19 protein-coding genes and 4 pseudogenes are annotated in these 18,653 nt (G+C 41.1%); 14 read left to right on the top strand and 9 right to left on the bottom strand.

The features are described from left to right. Positions 1-43 precede the first annotated feature (43 nt). The 3 genes from C3Z13_RS00875 to arsC form a co-directional block, all read right to left on the bottom strand. Entirely contained in the window at positions 44-337 is a 294-nt protein-coding gene (locus C3Z13_RS00875; protein WP_103853438.1) for a DUF5377 domain-containing protein, read from the bottom strand. Continuing rightward, positions 309-617: an alternative ribosome-rescue factor A gene (locus C3Z13_RS00880; protein WP_103854704.1), complete on the bottom strand. Its 309-nt coding sequence runs from the start codon at positions 615-617 to the stop codon at positions 309-311. The genes C3Z13_RS00875 and C3Z13_RS00880 overlap by 29 nt, the downstream gene beginning before the upstream one ends. Positions 618-694: 77 nt before the next feature. After that, positions 695-1,045, bottom strand: coding sequence for an arsenate reductase (glutaredoxin) (gene arsC / locus C3Z13_RS00885; RefSeq protein WP_103854705.1), 351 nt, complete (start codon positions 1,043-1,045; stop codon positions 695-697). Between the two features lie 73 nt (positions 1,046-1,118). On the opposite strand from arsC, the pseudogene C3Z13_RS00890 reads away from it, so the two are divergent. From C3Z13_RS00890 to artM, 5 genes and pseudogenes are all read left to right on the top strand, one after another. After that, positions 1,119-2,187, top strand: a pseudogene (locus tag C3Z13_RS00890) (AI-2E family transporter). A gap of 123 nt (positions 2,188-2,310) precedes the next feature. Beyond that, a pseudogene (artP, locus tag C3Z13_RS00895) lies at positions 2,311-3,047 on the top strand (arginine ABC transporter ATP-binding protein ArtP). Positions 3,048-3,058: 11 nt separating this feature from the next. Then, the gene (locus C3Z13_RS00900; RefSeq protein ID WP_103853430.1) at positions 3,059-3,781 is read left to right on the top strand and encodes a lysine/arginine/ornithine ABC transporter substrate-binding protein; all 723 of its coding nucleotides are present in this window, start codon (positions 3,059-3,061) and stop codon (positions 3,779-3,781) included. A 5-nt stretch (positions 3,782-3,786) separates the two neighbouring features. Beyond that, complete coding sequence (gene artQ / locus C3Z13_RS00905; RefSeq protein WP_103853429.1) at positions 3,787-4,458, top strand: arginine ABC transporter permease ArtQ; 672 nt, start codon at positions 3,787-3,789, stop codon at positions 4,456-4,458. Beyond that, a complete protein-coding gene (gene artM / locus C3Z13_RS00910; RefSeq protein WP_103854706.1) occupies positions 4,458-5,141 on the top strand; it encodes an arginine ABC transporter permease ArtM in 684 nt (227 codons plus the stop codon). Before artQ ends, artM begins: the two co-directional genes overlap by 1 nt. A gap of 137 nt (positions 5,142-5,278) precedes the next feature. On the opposite strand, the gene grcA is transcribed toward artM, so the two are convergent. Continuing rightward, positions 5,279-5,662, bottom strand: coding sequence for an autonomous glycyl radical cofactor GrcA (gene grcA / locus C3Z13_RS00915; protein ID WP_103854707.1), 384 nt, complete (start codon positions 5,660-5,662; stop codon positions 5,279-5,281). 281 nt (positions 5,663-5,943) lie between these two features. On the opposite strand from grcA, the gene ung reads away from it, so the two are divergent. The 5 genes from ung (at position 5,944) to pfkA (ending at position 10,007) form a co-directional block, all read left to right on the top strand. Next, complete coding sequence (gene ung / locus C3Z13_RS00920) at positions 5,944-6,612, top strand: uracil-DNA glycosylase (RefSeq protein WP_103854708.1); 669 nt, start codon at positions 5,944-5,946, stop codon at positions 6,610-6,612. 21 nt (positions 6,613-6,633) lie between these two features. Continuing rightward, positions 6,634-7,410, top strand: coding sequence for a peroxide stress protein YaaA (yaaA, locus tag C3Z13_RS00925; protein WP_103854709.1), 777 nt, complete (start codon positions 6,634-6,636; stop codon positions 7,408-7,410). A 1-nt stretch (position 7,411) separates the two neighbouring features. Then, a complete protein-coding gene (locus tag C3Z13_RS00930; RefSeq protein ID WP_103854710.1) occupies positions 7,412-8,014 on the top strand; it encodes a hypothetical protein in 603 nt (200 codons plus the stop codon). Continuing rightward, positions 8,014-8,928 carry a cation diffusion facilitator family transporter gene (locus C3Z13_RS00935; protein WP_103854711.1) on the top strand — a complete coding sequence of 305 codons (915 nt, stop codon included), beginning with the start codon at positions 8,014-8,016 and terminating at the stop codon, positions 8,926-8,928. Before C3Z13_RS00930 ends, C3Z13_RS00935 begins: the two co-directional genes overlap by 1 nt. A gap of 113 nt (positions 8,929-9,041) precedes the next feature. Beyond that, positions 9,042-10,007, top strand: a complete 966-nt coding sequence (pfkA, locus tag C3Z13_RS00940; RefSeq protein ID WP_103854712.1) for a 6-phosphofructokinase — start codon at positions 9,042-9,044, stop codon at positions 10,005-10,007. 70 nt (positions 10,008-10,077) lie between these two features. Here the strand turns inward: pfkA and ndk are convergent, their stop codons facing one another. The 4 genes from ndk to C3Z13_RS00960 form a co-directional block, all read right to left on the bottom strand. After that, positions 10,078-10,503 (bottom strand): nucleoside-diphosphate kinase, encoded by a 426-nt coding sequence (ndk, locus tag C3Z13_RS00945; protein ID WP_103854713.1) that lies wholly within the window; start codon positions 10,501-10,503, stop codon positions 10,078-10,080. A 9-nt stretch (positions 10,504-10,512) separates the two neighbouring features. Continuing rightward, positions 10,513-11,820, bottom strand: a complete 1,308-nt coding sequence (gene pepB, locus C3Z13_RS00950; protein WP_103854714.1) for an aminopeptidase PepB — start codon at positions 11,818-11,820, stop codon at positions 10,513-10,515. A 114-nt stretch (positions 11,821-11,934) separates the two neighbouring features. Continuing rightward, positions 11,935-13,143: a low temperature requirement protein A gene (locus C3Z13_RS00955; RefSeq protein ID WP_103854715.1), complete on the bottom strand. Its 1,209-nt coding sequence runs from the start codon at positions 13,141-13,143 to the stop codon at positions 11,935-11,937. Further along, positions 13,133-13,702 carry a DUF924 family protein gene (locus C3Z13_RS00960; protein WP_219827869.1) on the bottom strand — a complete coding sequence of 190 codons (570 nt, stop codon included), beginning with the start codon at positions 13,700-13,702 and terminating at the stop codon, positions 13,133-13,135. Before C3Z13_RS00960 ends, C3Z13_RS00955 begins: the two co-directional genes overlap by 11 nt. 176 nt (positions 13,703-13,878) lie before the next feature. Between C3Z13_RS00960 and infA the strand changes: the two genes are divergently transcribed. The 4 genes and pseudogenes from infA to C3Z13_RS00980 all read left to right on the top strand — a co-directional run bounded on the left by infA (position 13,879) and on the right by C3Z13_RS00980 (position 18,166). After that, a complete protein-coding gene (gene infA / locus C3Z13_RS00965; protein WP_005627617.1) occupies positions 13,879-14,097 on the top strand; it encodes a translation initiation factor IF-1 in 219 nt (72 codons plus the stop codon). A 132-nt stretch (positions 14,098-14,229) separates the two neighbouring features. Then, a pseudogene (locus tag C3Z13_RS00970) lies at positions 14,230-16,102 on the top strand (ATP-binding protein). A gap of 91 nt (positions 16,103-16,193) precedes the next feature. Continuing rightward, positions 16,194-17,657: a sucrose-specific PTS transporter subunit IIBC gene (locus C3Z13_RS00975; RefSeq protein ID WP_103854716.1), complete on the top strand. Its 1,464-nt coding sequence runs from the start codon at positions 16,194-16,196 to the stop codon at positions 17,655-17,657. 107 nt (positions 17,658-17,764) lie between these two features. Continuing rightward, a complete protein-coding gene (locus C3Z13_RS00980) occupies positions 17,765-18,166 on the top strand; it encodes an NUDIX hydrolase (protein ID WP_103854717.1) in 402 nt (133 codons plus the stop codon). A gap of 72 nt (positions 18,167-18,238) precedes the next feature. On the opposite strand, the pseudogene C3Z13_RS00985 reads toward C3Z13_RS00980, so the two are convergent. Beyond that, positions 18,239-18,653, bottom strand: a pseudogene (locus C3Z13_RS00985) (signal recognition particle protein); the annotation flags it as partial.

The following is an 18,653-nucleotide window of genomic DNA, read 5'->3' on the forward strand; positions in this document are numbered from 1 at the left end:
AAAAAGAGCGGTTGAAAATCGCTCTTTTTAGTTATCAATCAGATTAAGCTTTCACCCCTAAATTCCCAATTTTTACGCCTAAGAATCCTAGCGCCACAGGGTCAAGATATTCGCCTAAAAATTTGAATAATTCGGTTAAATCAGTAAAAGTGCGGTTGATTTTTACTTGATCTTCCACTTTGCGGGTGAATTCATAGGTGATCTTTTCTCCGTCAATATGGGCATCAAGCGTAATATAAATTTTCTCAAAAAAATGACTGTGCGCGCCTTCCTCACCGGGATCGCTAATTCGTACGTTCCATTCGTTGCTAAATAAACATTCTGTTCTGATTGACATAATGACTTCCTCTATTTGCTATTTTTGTTAAGAAAAACCCGATTATAAAATCTTTGTTGCCAAAAATTTGATAATCGGGCTTTTCAAAATATTTCCCTTGATGCTTTGCCTTACGCTGGTAACTGCCTTTGCCTTTTCGCTTTTTCTCGATGCGTTGACGAAATAATTTGTCGGATAATAATGCCTGAATAGCGTTATCACGAATTGTCCCTTTGTTATGCTGATAGGCGGTGCAACCTTGCACGTCAGCAAGGGGCGCAAAAGCGTTTTTCTTTTTCATTGTTGCCTCTAATCGAATTAAAAATACTTGTTAAAAATAATGCCCTATTTTGGGCGGGCATTATTATAACGAAGAAATTATAAAATTGCTAAAACACTTTCTGGTGGGCGGCCAATTTTCGCTTTTTCGCCATTCACCACAATAGGGCGTTCAAGCAAGGCAGAATGTTGTGCGATAGCCTCCAACAGCTGATTTTCGGTGAGTTCAAGATTATCAAGCTGCAAAGTGCGGTATAAATCGTCCTTAGTTCTCATCATTTCGCGCACGCTGTTAAGCAGCAACTTTTGTACGAGCTGTTGTAAGAAGTCAACGGAATATTGCTTTTCTAAATAAAGCTCGATCTCTGGCTCAATTCCTTGCTGTTGTAATAAGGCAAGGGTTTCGCGACTTTTGGAACAACGCGGGTTGTGATAAATTTTAACAGTCATAGAAAATTCCTTGTATTAAATCAGTCTCATTTTACCTTATAATCAGCACAAATTCTCGCCGAAAGGAGCTTTTATGTTAGAAATGTTGAAAAATTGGTATAAGCGCCGATTTAGTGATCCGCAGGCAATGGCATTACTCGCCATTTTGCTGTTTGGCTTTATCGCCATTTATTTTTTTAGTGATTTACTTGCGCCGTTATTGGTGGCCATCGTACTGGCTTATTTGCTGGAAATGCCAATCCGCGTGTTAAATGAAAAACTCAAATTCCCCCGCTTACTAGCCACCATTTTAGTGCTTGGCGGCTTTATTAGTATTGTGCTGATTATCGCACTGGTACTCATTCCAACACTGGTTAATCAAACTATTAACTTGTTTAGCGAATTGCCACATATGTTTAATTCGCTCAATGACTGGCTACTTTCCTTGCCTGAGCATTATCCTGAAGTGGTGGATTACCAAATGATTGACAGCTTCTTCACCAGCGTGAAAAGCAAAATTTTAGGCTTTGGTGAATCAGCGCTCAAACTCTCGATTTCGTCTATTATCAGCCTTGTGAGCCTAGGCATTTACGCTTTCCTTGTGCCATTAATGGTATTTTTCTTATTGAAAGATAAACAAGAATTACTCACTTACATCAGTGGATTTTTTACCACGCAACCGCAAACTGGCCGATAAAGTTTGGCAAGAAATGCAAAAACAAATCGCCAATTATATTCGCGGCAAAATTATTGAAATTCTAGTAGTTGGCGTGATTACTTATGCAATCTTCCTGTTTTTCGATCTGCGTTATGCCTTGTTGCTCGCCGTTGCCGTGGGGCTATCCGTGCTAGTGCCTTATGTGGGCGCGGTGTTAGTAAGCATTCCTGTGGCGTTAGTGGCAATGTCGCAATTCGGCATTACACCGACTTTCTGGTCATTAATCGCCGCATATGTGATAAGTCAAATTTTAGACGGAAACTTACTCGTGCCATTTTTATTCTCTGAAGCGGTAAACCTTAATCCGCTGACCATTATTGTCGCCGTACTGATTTTCGGTGGATTATGGGGCTTCTGGGGCGTGTTCTTTGCGATTCCACTTGCAACCTTAGTTAAAGCCGTAGTGCATTCTTGGCCTTCCGATGAAAGTGCGGGACAAAATTAAGGGATTTTTATCTCAAAAGCACCCATACAAAAGTGCGGTGAAAATTTTTTGACTTTTTATTTGCATAGTTATGCAAAAAACATTAATATTATTTCAACTTTAAATCTAGAGCTAACAACAAAAATGACCATTAGTGTAAAAAATCTCAATTTTTTCTACGGTTCATCGCAAGCCCTGTTTGACATTAACCTAACGGCGGAAGATGGGGATACCGTGGTTTATTAGGGCCAAGTGGTGCGGGGAAAAGTACGCTGATTCGCACCTTAAACTTATTAGAAGTGCCAAAGTCTGGTGAGTTGGTGATTGCCAACAATAAATTTGATCTTTCTGCGGCAACGGCAAATCCAAAACAAATGCGTCAATTACGCCAAGATGTGGGAATGGTATTCCAGCAATACAATCTATGGCCGCATTTAACGGTTATTGAAAATTTAATCGAAGCGCCCGTAAAGGTGCTTGGATTAGATAAAGAAACGGCAAAAAAACAAGCCCTTGAATTGCTTGCCCGTTTACGTTTAGAAGAATTTGCTGATCGCTTTCCATTGCATCTTTCTGGTGGACAGCAACAGCGTGTGGCGATTGCCCGAGCATTAATGATGAAACCGCAAGTTTTATTATTTGATGAACCAACCGCAGCGCTTGATCCTGAAATTACGGCGCAAGTGGTATCCATTATTCAGGAATTACAAGAAACGGGCATAACCCAAGTAATTGTGACCCACGAAGTTTCTGTGGCACAGAAAGTGGCAACCAAAGTGGTGTATATGGAAAAAGGCCATATCATCGAAATGGGCGATGCAAACTGTTTTATGCAGCCAAAAACGGAACAATTTAAACAATATTTATCTCATTCACATTAAGGAATTACACAATGAAAAAATTACTTTTAGCAACCCTTTTAGCAAGTTCAGCGGCAATGGCGCAAGCACAAGATATTACTTTTGCAATGGAACCAAGCTATCCGCCATTTGAATTAACCAATGAAAAAGGCGAAATCGTTGGTTTTGATGTGGATATTGCCAATGCAATTTGTAAAGAAATCGAAGCCACTTGTCATTTTAAAAGCCAAGCTTTTGACGCGTTAATTCCAAGCTTAATTAAAGGCCGTGGGTTTGATGCTGCAATTTCAGCTATTGATATTACCGAAGCTCGCGCAAAACAAGTGGCATTCAGCCAACCTTACTACGAAAGCTCAGCAAGTTTCATCGCAGTAAAAGGAAAAGCAGATTTAGCTACGGCGAAAACCGTGGGTGTGCAAAATGGGACAACTTACCAACAATATGCTAACGCAGAAGCTAAACAATACACTGCTAAATCTTACGCAAGCCTGCAAGATGCCATTCTTGACTTAAAAAACGGGCGTATTGATTTGATCTTCGGTGATACTGACGTATTGCGTGATATGTTCGAGAAAAACCCTGAATTAACTTTCGTGGGCGAGCGTGTTACGGATAAACGTTACTTCAACAACGGTTTAGGTATCGCAGTAAATAAATCTAACACTGCTTTAGTAGAAAGCCTAAACAAAGGTATCGAAGCCATTAAAGCAAACGGCGAATACCAAAAAATTTACGATAAATGGATGACTAAATAATCGCTATGTTTGTGGATTATCTTCCTTTAATGTACACCGCAACCCTAATGACCTTAGGGTTAGCGGTGTGTTCCTTATTATTAGGGCTCGTTTTATCGCTCATTTTTGTTAGCCTAGAAATGAGCAAATGGCAATGCGTGCGTAAACCGAGCGCCGTTGTCATCACCCTTTTGCGTGGCTTGCCTGAAATTTTGGTGGTTTTCTTAATTTATTTTGGCATTCCTGAAGTGTTGGAATTAATCACTGGAAAATATTTGGAACTTAGCCCATTCTTTTGTGGGGTGTTGGCGTTATCCATTATTTTTGCCGCCTATGCTTCGCAATCCTTGCGTGGCGCCATTCAAGCCATTCCCCTTGGGCAATGGGAATCAGGCGCAGCCCTTGGTTTAAGCCGTAGCTACACCTTTTTGCATATCATTATGCCGCAAGTTTGGCGACACGCCTTACCGGGCTTGAGCAATCAATGGTTAGTGTTATTAAAAGATACCGCCCTCGTTTCATTGATTGGGGTACACGATTTAATGCGTCAAGCGGAATTAATTAACACAAGAACCCACGAACCTTTCACTTGGTATGGCTTTGCTGCATTGATGTATTTAGTAATTACGCTTATCAGCCAAGTGCTAATCCGTAAGCTCGAATGGCGTTTTACCCGCTTTGAAAGAGGAGTGGAATAATGATTCACGATTATTTCATCACCATCGCACAGGGGATTCCAACAAGTCTATTGCTTACGGTTTCGGCGCTCTTTTTTGCGTTTATTTTGGCCATTGCTTTAACCTTTATTCTTGCGATGGAAAATAAACTGCTAAAAAGTGCGGTGAATATTTTCCTAACTTTATTCACTGGCACGCCACTATTAGTGCAATTTTTCTTAATTTATTACGGCCCAGGACAATTCCAATGGATCGTAGAAAGCCCCGCGTGGGCGTTATTGTCTAATGCGTGGTTTTGCGCAATGCTCACCCTTGCGCTAAACAGTGCGGCTTATTCTACACAATTATTTTACGGCGCAGTGAAAGCGATCTCAAAAGGACAATGGGAAAGTTGTGCAGCGCTTGGCTTAAGCCGTTGGCAAACACTGAAAATCTTAATTCCTTATGCCTTAAAACGCGCCTTGCCGTCTTACAGCAATGAAATTATTTTGGTATTTAAAGGCACATCGCTTGCTTCAACCATTACCATTTTAGATATTATGGGCTACGCAAGACAGCTTTACGGCACAGAATATGACGCACTCACCATTTACGGCATCGCAGGTGTCATCTACCTTGCAATTACAGGCATCGCCACATTATTACTACGCAAACTAGAAAATAGAGTGTTGGTGTTTGAAAGATTGGAAGTGGAGCGTTCTTAGTATTTAAATAGTAAGGATAAGATATTTTTTATCCCTTAAATTTTGTTGAGAATTACCTGAAAACAATATGATTGCATAAAAAAATCGCCCGATAGCTAAGGGCGATTTTTTATAGTCTAAACTACTAATTGGAGAAATTATAAACTTTCAGTGAAAGTACGAGTGATTACATCACGTTGTTGTTCTGGGGTTAATGAGTTGAAACGTACTGCATAACCAGAAACACGGATGGTTAATTGTGGATATTTTTCAGGGTTTTTCACCGCGTCTTCTAAAGTTTCACGGCGTAAAACGTTTACGTTTAAGTGCTGACCACCTTCAACTTTTACTGTTGGGGCAACATTTACTGGTAATTCACGATATTCGATTTGACCTAATTCGCTTACTGCTACGATTTGATCTTCTGCGAAATCACCTTTTGCACATAAACAACGTGCTTCACCTTTTTCACTGTCTAATAACCAAAATGAATTTAATAAGTTATCATTTGCAGCTTGAGTGATTTGGATACCTTTAATCATAAGAACTCCTAAATTTGTTTGTTAATTAATCATAAGTTGGTAGGGATTTTATCAAAAAATTTGACCAATTCAATTATTTTGATATGGATCAGATTGAATTTATCAAACAAAAATAGCTAAATTGATACATATCAAAAATAAAATAAATTCATCATTTTAAATTTAACAATTATTTAACATTTTTATAAAGATTAGTTAAACATTAAATTGGAATAGAGGCTGTTAATTTGAGGTGAGGTTCTTTATAATCTTAGCCTAGGTTTAACGCTGAGGAAAACAAAATGAAAACGTGGAAAGATGTGATTGGTGGCGAGAAAAGCCAGCCCTATTTTCAGCAAATCTTACAGCAAGTCCAGCGTGAAAAAGCGGCAGGCAAAATTGTCTATCCGCCGAGCAATGAGATTTTCAATGCCTTCAAATTAACCGAGTTTGATCAAGTGAAAGTGGTGATTTTAGGGCAAGATCCTTACCACGGGCCAAACCAAGCGCACGGTCTATCTTTTTCGGTGAAACCTGGTATTGCGCCACCACCCTCGTTAGTCAATATTTATAAAGAATTAGCCAATGATGTGGGCTTTCAAATTCCTCAGCACGGTTATTTAGTGAGCTGGGCAGAACAAGGTGTGCTGCTGTTAAATACGGTTTTAACCGTGGAACAAGGCAAAGCCCATTCCCATTCAAACTTTGGTTGGGAAACTTTTACCGATCGGGTGATTGCCGCCTTAAATGAACAACGCGAAAATCTTGTTTTTCTCTTATGGGGCAGCCACGCGCAGAAAAAAGGGCAATTTATTGATAGACAAAAACATTGCGTGCTAACTGCGCCACACCCTTCGCCCTTATCGGCACATCGCGGATTTCTCGGTTGCAAGCATTTTTCGCAAACGAACGCCTATTTACAACAGCATCAATTAGCGCCGATAGAATGGCAACTGCCCTTAACGCTTTAAAGAATTTATAAGGATTTCATTATGTTAGCAATTATCTCTCCCGCCAAAACTCTTGATTTTGAAAGTGCGGTGGAAAAATTTGACGTTTCTCAGCCTGATTTAACGGAATATAGCGAGCAGCTGATTGAGATTTGTCGTCAGCTTGCGCCGCAAGATGTTGCATCTTTAATGTCCATTAGCGATAAATTAGCCGCATTAAATGTGGCACGTTTTGCTGAGTGGAATAAGGATCACAATGAACAAAACTCGCGCCCTGCGATTTTTGCGTTCAAAGGTGATGTTTATACGGGGCTAGATGCCACGCATTTATCCCGTGATGATATTTTATTCGCCCAGCAACACTTGAGAATGCTATCGGGCTTATATGGTCTGCTACGTCCTTTGGATTTAATGCAGCCTTATCGTTTAGAAATGGGAACAAAATTAGCCAACCCGAAAGGCAAGGATTTGTATCATTTTTGGGGCAATATTATCACCGCGGCGGTGCAACAAGCCTTGGATCAGCAAGGGGATAATGTGTTGGTCAATCTTGCCTCCGATGAATACTATAAATCCGTTAAGGAAAGTGAGCTGAAGGCGCATATTGTAAAGCCAGTCTTTTTAGATAATAAGAATGGTAAATATAAAGTGATCAGCTTTTATGCGAAAAAAGCACGCGGTTTAATGTGTCGTTACATCATTCAAAATCGCCTCACTCAAGTGGAACAATTAAAAGAGTTCGATCTCGGTGGCTACTGGTTTGACGCCACTTCATCAACGGAAAAGGAATTCGTGTTTAAACGGGATTTAAGTGAATAAAATGAAACAATTACTTCCATGGATTGTAAAACAAAAAAGTGCGGTACAAAAAATTGTGATTTTTTCCACCGCACTTTGGCTGACTGCTTGCACCACTTCCCCACAACTTTCAGTGGAGCAACAGATCCAGCATAATGATAAAACCTATTATCTCGCCTCGCAGCAAGATTTAGGAACCATTGCGCGTTACGTTTATGTGCCAAAAGGTGAAAGCGCGGAGCAATGGCATAGTGCCATCGAATTATTGCAAGATCGCAATAAGGATAAGCTCTCTTTAAAAGATCGCATTGGCTTGCGCAAACGGGTTTATCGAAATACTGGCGTAGAGCATTTTGATATTTATAGTAAAAAAAATGAGCTGTTTGCCTTTGTGATTTACGATCCGACCGAACAAAATCCTGATTGGCAAGTAAATGTAGCGCGGGGTAAAGAGATTCCATTTTGTGGTTTTGTGCAATATCAATATTCTGTGAAAATTGCCAAAGATCGCAAATTAATGAATATGAAACACAACCGAGTAATTCGTTATTTGAAGAAATATGTGGTGGATAAAGAAATGCAAAAATTAAACAATGGGCATTTCACTTGGAGCTGTAATCCCTAATGCAAGAAGTCTATTCTAAACAGGTGAAACGGGCAGCGAATTGTGCCATTTTCACCGCGTTACTGTTAATTTTAATCAAAGGCTTTGCGTGGTGGAAAACGGATTCCGTCAGTATGCTAGCGTCCATTACGGATTCCACGCTGGATTTATTAGCCTCTTTTATGAATATGCTGATCTTGCGTTTTGCCCTAATGCCTGCGGATCACAACCATTCTTTTGGACACGGCAAAGCGGAATCACTTGCTTCGCTCATTCAAAGTGCGTTTATTTCTGGTAGTGCGATCTTCCTTTTATTACAAGGGATTTACCGTTTAACTTCACCGCAGCCGTTAAATCAAACCTATCTCGGCATTATAGTTACGCTGTTTTCCATTGTGGCAACCTTGCTTCTGGTGCTGTATCAAAGCCATATCATCAAGCAAACCGATAGCCCTGCGATTAAGGCGGATCGCTTGCACTATCAAACAGATTTGCTGATGAACATTGCCATTTTATGTTCTTTAGGGTTGAGCTTATGGGGTATGCTGTGGGCTGATGCAATTTTTGCTATTGTAATTGCTTTATATATTTTATGTAATGCGGCAAAAATGTTTTACGATGCTATTCAGTTATTGCTCGATCAAGCCTTGCCGCTAGAAGAAATTACGCAAATTGAACAGGTAATTCAATCGCAGCCGAATATTTTAGGCTTTCACGATTTGCGTACTCGCCGTTCAGGGGCAATTCGTTTTATTCAATTTCATTTGGAACTCGATGATCACCTTTCTTTTGTAGAGGCGCATCAAATCACCGATCATCTAGAACAGCGTTTACGCCAATGTTTTCCCCGCGTGGATATAGTAATTCATCACGAACCAACCAGCGTGGTGCAGATTGAACAAGCTCAAGCTGATAGCTTACAGCCAAATACTTAACCTAAATCAAAATGTGATAGAATTCACAAAATTTTTCTAGAGCAGGTTTTGCGAATAGTGTAAGCTACGCACAGTTTTTATATTATTAACTTTGAATAAAGGTATTAACGATTATGATTAAAAAAATTGCCGTATTAACAAGTGGTGGGGACGCCCCTGGAATGAATGCTGCGATCCGTGGCGTGGTTCGTTCAGCCTTAGGCGAAGGCTTAGAAGTTTATGGTATCTATGATGGTTATCACGGACTTTATCACAATAAAATCAAACAATTAACACGTTATAGCGTATCAGATATTATTAACCGCGGCGGAACATTCCTTGGTTCAGCACGTTTCCCAGAATTTAAAAAACCAGAAGTGCGGGCGAAATGTGCGGAAATTTTACGTTCCCACGGTATTGATGCGCTCGTTGTTATCGGCGGAGACGGTTCTTATATGGGCGCAAAATTGCTCACCGAAGAACACGGCTTCCCTTGCGTGGGTATTCCCGGCACGATTGATAACGATGTGGCAGGCACAGACTACACCATCGGCTATCAAACCGCATTAGAAACGGCGGTAACGGCTATTGACCGTTTGCGTGATACCTCAAGTTCGCACCAACGTATTTCAATCGTGGAATTAATGGGCAGACATTGTAGCGATTTAACCATTTCTGCGGGGATTGCAGGTGGCTGTGAATACATTGTTGCGTCTGAAGTGGAATTTGACCGCGAAGCATTAATTCAACAAATCGAACGTAGTATTTTGAGAGGTAAACGCCACGCAATCATTGCAATGACAGAGCATATTTGTGATGTGAATGAGTTAGCCAAAGAAATTGAAGCCCGTGTAAAACACGAAACACGTGCGACGATTTTAGGGCATATCCAACGTGGTGGTACCCCTTGCGCCTTTGACCGTATTTTAGCTTCTCGTATGGGTGTTTATGCAGTAGATCTGCTTTTACAAGGCAAAGGTGGCTACTGCGTGGGTATTCAAAACGAACAACTTGTTCATCACGATATTATTGACGCAATTAATAATATGCGCCGTGAATTTAAAGCTGACTGGCTCAAAATGGCAGCCCGTTTGGATTAATTTTCTATTTTTTATGCTTATAAAAAAGAGCCAATTTTTATTGGCTCTTTTGTTTTAGAAAATCACAAAATTACTCTACTCTTGGGCAAATTTCTTCGCCAGCAAAGAAATAGGCAATTTCACGGGCGGCGCTTTCTGGGCTATCAGAGCCGTGAACGCAGTTTTGTGTTTTGCTTAAAGCAAATTCTTTGCGCAATGTGCCTTCATCGGCTTCTTCAGGGTTGGTTTTGCCCATTAAAGTGCGGTAGCTTTTTATCGCATTTTCTTTTTCTAGCACCGAAACCACCACTGGCGCGGAAGTCATATATTTCACCAAATCATCAAAAAATGGCTTTCCTTGATGTTCCGCATAAAACCCTTCTGCTTGTGTTTGCGTTAAATGCACCATTTTCATTGCGATGATGTGAAACCCTTCACTTTCTAAGCGGTTGAGAATTTTGCCAATTAAATTACGCTCTACCGCATCAGGTTTAATAATGGATAATGTCCGCTCCACGCTTTCCTCCTATGAATTTGCTTGGTTGAGTAAAAAATGCGCCAAGGTCTGCACGCCAATGCCTGTTGCGCCTGTTGCCCATAAATCACTGGCTGATTTACAATAAGTCGCCGAACAATCAATATGCAGCCAATGGCGTTGGTAATTTTTCACGAAGTAAGATAAAAATGCTGTTGCCGTACTTGCGCCTGCGCCCACTGGTACTGTGCCAATATTGGCGATTTGGGCAAATTGAGAGCTGATCTGCGCGCGGTGAAATTCTTCAAAAGGCAAACGCCAGAAAGGTTCGTTAGCCGTTTGTGCAGCGTTAAACAAGCTTGCAACCAGTTCGTTATCCATTGAAAGGACGCTGTGATAATCATTGCCCACCGCCATTTTTGCCGCGCCCGTTAAGGTGGCGCAATCAATAATAAATTGTGGATTTTGCTTATCCGCTTCAATTAAGCCATCAGCTAGCACTAAACGCCCTTCTGCGTCTGTATTCAACACTTCAGCGGTTACGCCATTGCGATAAGTGATAATATCGCCCAACTTCATTGCTTCGGCGCTTACCATATTTTCTGCACAGCAAAGATAAAGCTTCACGCGCTGATTTAAACCGCCTGCAATGGCCATACCTAATGCGCCTGTAACTAAAGCAGCTCCGCCCATATCGGTGCGCATTGTGGACATTGAATCGCTTGGCTTTAAGCTATAACCACCACTGTCAAAGGTGATTCCTTTGCCCACTAAACAAGCTAAAACAGGGGCGTTTGGATCTTGGCTTGGGTTGAACTCTAATTGCAGCATTGCTGGCTTATGGTTGGAGGCTTTGCCCACATTCCAAATGCCTTGATAATTTTTCTCTAATAAGGCTTCGCCAGAAATAATCTCAAAATTCACCGCACTTTCATTGGCGTATTCTGCTGCAAGCTCGGCAATAAATTGCGCAGCACGCTCAGCTAATTTTTGTGGTGTGATAACATCGGAAGGTAAATTAATGATTTCTCTAACAAAATCACCGCACTGAATGCGGGCAAATAGCTCCGCTTGCGGCTCGTCATCTAAATGAGGAAACTCAATGGCATAATCCTGTTTTGCCGAATAAAAACCTTGATAAAACGCCCAACAGTTTTCTAAATCCCAATTTTCGCCCACTAATTCCACCTCTTTAATGCCTTGATTACGCAATTTGCGCGCGGCTTTTTGAATTAAAGTGCGGTTGGAATTTGTGGAATTTTGTTTAAGGTGAACCGTGCCTTCGTCATTTGCAAAACTCAATAATGCATTTTCGCCCCAAACTGGGCTGGCAGGTTGTGTTGAAAGGTGAATTAACATAATGCTCTTCCTTATTTAGATTAGGTTTAGTTATCCTAATACAAGAGTGAGAAAAATCAAAATGTTAAATCTCCCCTAGCCCATTTTTTCGACTAGGGGAAAGATCAATGAAACTTAACCAATTGGCTTCGTTTTATAGAATGAGATCATTGCAATTGGTGCAATCACGGTGAACCAAATTGACCATTGCAACGGCATTCCTAAATACACACATAGCACGCCAAGGAAAGTCGCAGCGATAGCAAGCACAAAACCGATCACGCTGTAATTGGTGTCTTTGTCTAAATACCAACGCAAGAATGCTAAGGCAATGAGATAAACTGCCGAGCAAATGCTTAACACGGTCATTGCAAATAAAGGTGAAACAGAATGTGCATTTGAACTTGCGTGTTCCACCACTTCTGCCATTGTGCCAAATTCTTTCACGGAATCGGCTAACAATTCTAATCCAGAACCTAAAGCGGTAAGCGCGATGAAAATCAATAAATGTCCGTAGCCATAGACTAAGGCATTATTTAACGTGCGATCACTGTGTAAAAATTCCCCCCAAGGCATTTTGAAATAAAGCCACCAAAGGGAGAACATTAACGCTGAAATCCCTAAGCCTAATGGGAATGCTTCAGTGAGCATTGCTTCATTACTGTGGAATAATGGTGTGATGGCGTTAGTTGCGCCTAAAATCCCTTCGCCCAAAACGATAATCACTAATAAGCCGTAACGCTCTGAAATGTGGTGTGGGTGCCAAGGGGTTTTGTTGGCGCTTTCCGCCCAGGCCGGCACAGAAAGCTCAAGCAAGGCTAAGAATGGGAATAAGGTGTTGAATAAATAAGGGAATTTTAATGCCACAATAGTCCAACAAATTTGTGCGAAAATAATTCCGAAGGCATAACGTAAGCAGGTGGTGCGGCGCTCTGGATCACCTTTTGCAGCACGAAACCATTGATATGCCATTGCCACACGCATTACGATGTAGCCGATCAAAATCATCACATAATCGTTGTGCTCAAATACATTATTAATGCCAATAGCTAAAATAATCGCGCCGAACATTTGCACCATTGTTACGATACGATAAGTAAAATCATCATTGTCGTAAGCAGAGGCAAACCAAGTAAAGTTCATCCACGCCCACCACACGCAGAAAAACGAGGTGGCAAAATGGATTAAGCCTTCACTAAAATGATGCGCCGCAAGGGCGTGATGCAAGCCGCTTGCAGTCGCCGCAATGGCGATCACAAAAACTAAATCAAAATAAAGCTCTAATGTGGTGGCAACACGATGGGCTTCGTGATGATCACGGGCTTTCATTAATTTATGAATCATTCAATACTCCGAAAAAAGAAGAATTAGGCTGGTTTAAAAATTCAATTTCTTCCGCTGTTGAGGTGCGATTTAAAATCGCATTGCGGTGCGGATAACGATTAAATTTATCAATAATCGCTTTATGGCGCAGTTCAAAATCTAAGGTGTAATCATCATTGAGTGCGGTAAATAATTCCACCGCTTGCTGATGAATCAGCGCTGATTCACTGTGCATATAAGGCATAATCATAAATTTACGCCATAAGGTCGGTAGACTAGCAAAATCAGGCTGTTTAATGGCTTCTTGAGCCAACACTAATGCCATTGAATCCTGCGCAAAGGCTGCTGGGGTGTTGCGATATAAATTACGCGAGAATTGATCTAACACGATAATTTCTGCCAAGCGCCCTTCAATGCTTTCACGCCAGTTGGCGCATTCACCTTGCGCGGCGGCTTTTAAAGTGCGGTCAAATTTTTCGCGAATTTTGTCATCAAATTCATCGCTTTTCACAAACCAAAACGGCTGATTCTCTTCGCTAAACCAAAAATCTAGCACCGCTTGTGGCGAGGCAATACTCATAAACATTTCCTTAGTTGACGATAAAAAATGAAGTGAATTTCACGGCGGCGGATTTTACCACAACTTATTAAATTTTGCCCATTAGGCTAAATTTCTAGAAAAAACTTGGTGAATGCGGGTGAAAAGAGTATAATTCGCCCGTTTTTTGACTTATTTTATTAACATTAGAGGAATTAATGGCTAAAGAAGATTGCATTGAAATGCAAGGCACGATTTTAGAAACCTTGCCAAACACGATGTTCCGTGTGGAATTGGAAAATGGACACGTTGTAACCGCACATATTTCAGGGAAAATGCGTAAAAACTATATTCGTATTTTAACTGGCGATAAAGTAACCGTGGAAATGACCCCTTACGATTTAAGTAAAGGACGCATTATTTTCCGCAGCCGTTAATTATCGCATCATTTTTCTTCTTACCTATTCAAATTTTGCCCTAGCCTTGTCTAGGGCAAATTTTTATCTCTTTTTTTATGCGTTGTTGTTATCATAACGCTATTGTCTATTTGGCTAAATCAAGGTTGTAAAATGAGAAATATCAAACACTTCGCACAACGTTATGTGGATTGGGTGATCCGCCTTGGACGCGTGCGATTTTCTATACTTGGCGTCTTAGCACTGGCGGTGCTGGCTTTATGCACACAAGTGTTGTTCAGCCTTTGTGTGGTGGGAACGGTTTATTGGACGGACGTGGTGCGTTCCGTGGTGTTTGGCTTGATTTCCGCGCCTTTTGTGATCTATTTCTTCACCCTTTTGGTGGAAAAACTGGAAAAATCTCGCCTTGAATTAGCCAAATTAGTGGAAAATTTACGCCGTGAAGTCTCAGAAAGAATGGTGGCAGAAAAAAAACTTTCTGTGGCATTAAATGATTTAGAACAAAATAGCCGTAACAAAACTGCGTTAATGACCACCATTAGCCACGAATTACGCACACCGCTGAACGGCATTATTGGCTTAAGCCGTATTTTATTAGACGGCAATTTAAGCACCGAACAGCAAAATTATCTGAAAACCATCAATATGAGTGCGGTGTCTTTAGGGCATTTTTAGTGATATTATTGATTTAGAAAAAATCGATGCGCACAAAATTGAGTTAAACCGCAAAGAAACGGATTTTTATGCTTTTCTTAATGATATTGCCAATTTTGCTACCTTAATGGCGGAGCAAAATCAGCTCAAATTTGAACTGGAATACGAACCTGATTTACCGCAATGGCTGATGCTAGATAGTGCCAGATTAAGCCAAATTTTATGGAACTTAATTAATAATGCGGTGAAATTCACCCCAAAAGGCGTGATCAAACTGAAAGTTAGCCGAACTGGCGAACAGCAATTTGCCTTCGCCATTTCCGATACGGGTATTGGCATTGCTGAAAGCGAGCTAGCGAATATTTTTGCGATGTATTACCGCGTGCAATCCAATCAATATCAGCACGCAGGCAGCGGCATTGGTTTGGCAGTTTCCAAAACCATTGCCAATTTAATGGGCGGCGATCTCAGCGTGCAAAGTGCGGTGGGAAGAGGCTCCGTTTTTACCTTAACCATTCAAGCCGAGGCGGTCAGCAAGCCGTTAGCCTATCATCAACATCTACCAAGCCAGCTGCGTATTTTGCTGATTGAAGATATTGAAGTGAATGTGATCGTGGCGAAATCCGTGCTGGAAAAATTGGGCTATGAAGTAGATGTCGCAATGACGGGACAACAAGCCATTGAAAAATTTGAACAAAATAGCTATGACTTGCTGCTTATTGACATTCAACTGCCTGATATGTCGGGCTTTCAAATCGCCCAGCATTTACGCCAAAAATACGAAAATGATGAATATGATTATCTGCCGCCACTCATTGCGCTCACTGCCAATGTAATGCACAATAAGCAAGAGTATTTACAGCAAGGAATGGACGATATTCTGCGTAAGCCCCTTTCTTTAGAGGCGCTGACGCAATGTCTTTATCAATATTTTGCTGATGAGATTGCGCTGCCGCTAGGCGAAAATTCTTCCAAAGCAATGAGAGAAACGACAATAGAGCAAGATGACGCACTAGATTTCGCCACACTCAATGAATTTGTCGCTTTATTAGGCGTAAAAACAGTAATAAAAAATAACACCGCACTTTTCCAACAGCTAATGCCCGATTATATGGCGGAATTAATGGCGGCTTACCGCATTTATCAAACTCAACCCGCGCACAAAACTGAAGTCGGCAACATTGCGCATAAAATCAAAGGTGCGGCAGGTTCGGTGGGCTTAAAACGAATCCAACAAATCGCCGAACAAGCCCAGCATAGCGAAAACCCAAATTGGGAAAGCGAAATCGCCAATTATTTGGAACAATTATCGCAAAATTGGCAAAAAGATTTAGATAAGTTAATAAATTGGCTAAATTCTGTTGATCATTAGCAAAGTTTTTACACATTACACTAGCCACGCTTAAAGGTTTTAGCTAGAATCTGTGCAATTTTAATTCAATATCAACAAGAGGAGAAAACCGATGAATTTTCCAAATGTTGCCAAGCAGGTGATTGATAAACTGGGCGGCAAAGATAACATCAGTGCGCTTGCACATTGCGCAACTCGCTTACGCATTGTGGTGAAAGATGAAAGCAAAATTGACAAAGAAGCGATTGAAAATATTGATGGTGTAAAAGGTCAATTTGCAGTTTCTGGCCAGTATCAAATTATTTTTGGTTCAGGTACCGTAAATAAAGTACACGATGAAATGGCGAAACAGCTGAACATCGGCGATATGACCAAAAATGAAGTTGCAAAACAAGCTTCAGAAAATAACCAAGGGTTAATTATGCGCTTGGTGAAAGGCTTGGCGGATATTTTCGTGCCAATTATCCCTGCTATCGTGGCGGGCGGTTTATTAATGGGTATCCACAGTATGCTTACCGCACAAGGTTTCTTCTGGGACGTACCACAAGCCTTGCGTGATTCTAGCCAGCCAATTACAGGTTATTCCGTAGTCGATCGTTTTAGCAATCTTTCTGATCTTGTTGATTTTATTAATACTATTGCCAACGCGCCATTCGTGTTCTTGCCTGTGTTGCTCGGTTTTTCTGCTACTCGTAAATTCGGCGGAAATCCGTTCTTAGGGGCAGCGTTGGGAATGTTATTGGTTCACCCTGCATTAGCAGACGGTTGGAACTATGCCCTTACTGCTGCACAAGGCAAAATCACACACTGGAATGTGTTCGGTTTAGAAATCGAAAAAGTGGGCTACCAAGGCACGGTAATTCCAACGTTAATTTCTGCTTGGGTTCTGGCTACATTAGAAAAAACGTTCCGTAAATTTGTGCCGTCTTACCTAGACAACCTGATTACTCCAATGTTCTCGCTATTTATCGCGGGTTTACTTGCTTTCACCGTGATTGGGCCAATCGGACGTGAAGCAGGGGATTTGATCACTATCGGTTTAACTTGGTTATATGACAAACTTGGCTTTATCGGTGGCGGTATTTTCGGGACATTCTATGCACCAATCGTTATCACTGGTATGCACCAAACCTTTATCGCCGTAGAAACGCAACTGCTTTCTAATATGTCATTATCGGGCGGTACATTCATCTTCCCAATCGCGGCAATGTCAAACGTCGCACAGGGTGCGGCTTGTTTAGGTGTGGCATTCGCATTGAAAGATCCAAAAGTACGCGGCTTAGCCATTCCTTCGGGTATTTCTGCTTTATTAGGGATCACTGAGCCTGCAATGTTCGGGGTGAACTTACGTTATCGCCAAGCTTTCTTAGCAGCAATGATCGGTTCAGGTTTATCCAGTGCCTTTATTGCGTTCTTTAATGTGAAAGCGCAAGCACTTGGCGCAGCAGGGTTCTTAGGTATTCCGTCTATTAAACCAGACAGCCTTGCAATGTACAGCGTGGGTATGGTGATTTCTTTCGCCGTTGCGTTTACTCTTTCTGTTATTTTAGTAAAACGCGCGCAAGCTAAAGCGTAATTTTTATAAAATTCGCAAAAAAAGCACCGCACTTTGATCTGCACCTTAAACAGGAATACAATATTCTGCGTTTAAGGTGCAGATTTTTATTTTTCAGCGAGGCAAAAATGAAGACGCAAATCGATAAGCTAGCTTGGCTATACATTAAAGATAAACAATTATTAATGGCACGCTCTAAAGGCAAAGAGAAATTTTATCTCCCCGGAGGAAAAAGAGAGCAAGGCGAAAGTGATCAACAAGCCCTAATGCGCGAAATTAAAGAAGAATTGGGCATCGACTTAATTGAAAATAGCCTTCAACGAATCGGTGCATTTTCCGCTCAAGCAGACGGAAAAAATATGGATTGCGTTGTAACGCTCACCTGTTACAAAGGCGATTTCATCGGTGATTATCGCCCTGAAAGTGAAATTGCTGAATTAGCTTGGATTGGTTATCAAGACAAAGAAAAATGTTCTCTCGCCACACAAAAAGTTTTGGAATATTTAAAACAGCAAGGGATGCTGGAATAAAAGAACTAGAATAAATACAAAAAAACCGCACTTTTAAAGTGCGGTTTTATTTTTACCGTTTTTTATGGTTAATTAGCGTTTGAACATATTGCCAAGACCGCCTAGGCCGCCCATTCCCCCCATCACTCCTTTCATTCCGCGCATCATTTTTGCCATACCGCCTTTGCGCATTTTTTTCATCATACGCTGCATTTCGTCAAATTGCTTGAGCAATTTATTCACGTCTTGCACCTGTGTGCCTGAGCCAAGCGCAATGCGACGGCGGCGTGAACCTTTGATGATCTCAGGTTTGGCGCGCTCTTTTAGGGTCATTGAATTGATGATGGCTTCCATTTTGATGAACATTTTGTCATCAACTTGATTTTTAATATGATCAGGCAGATTTTTCGCGCCCGGTAATTTTTCAAGCATTGTCATCATTCCGCCCATTTTTTTCATTTCAACGAGCTGATCGCGGAAGTCTTCCAAGGTGAAATCATCGCCTTTT

The sequence above is a fragment of the Avibacterium endocarditidis genome (assembly GCF_002921145.1).
In the GTDB taxonomy this organism is placed as follows: domain Bacteria; phylum Pseudomonadota; class Gammaproteobacteria; order Enterobacterales; family Pasteurellaceae; genus Avibacterium; species Avibacterium endocarditidis.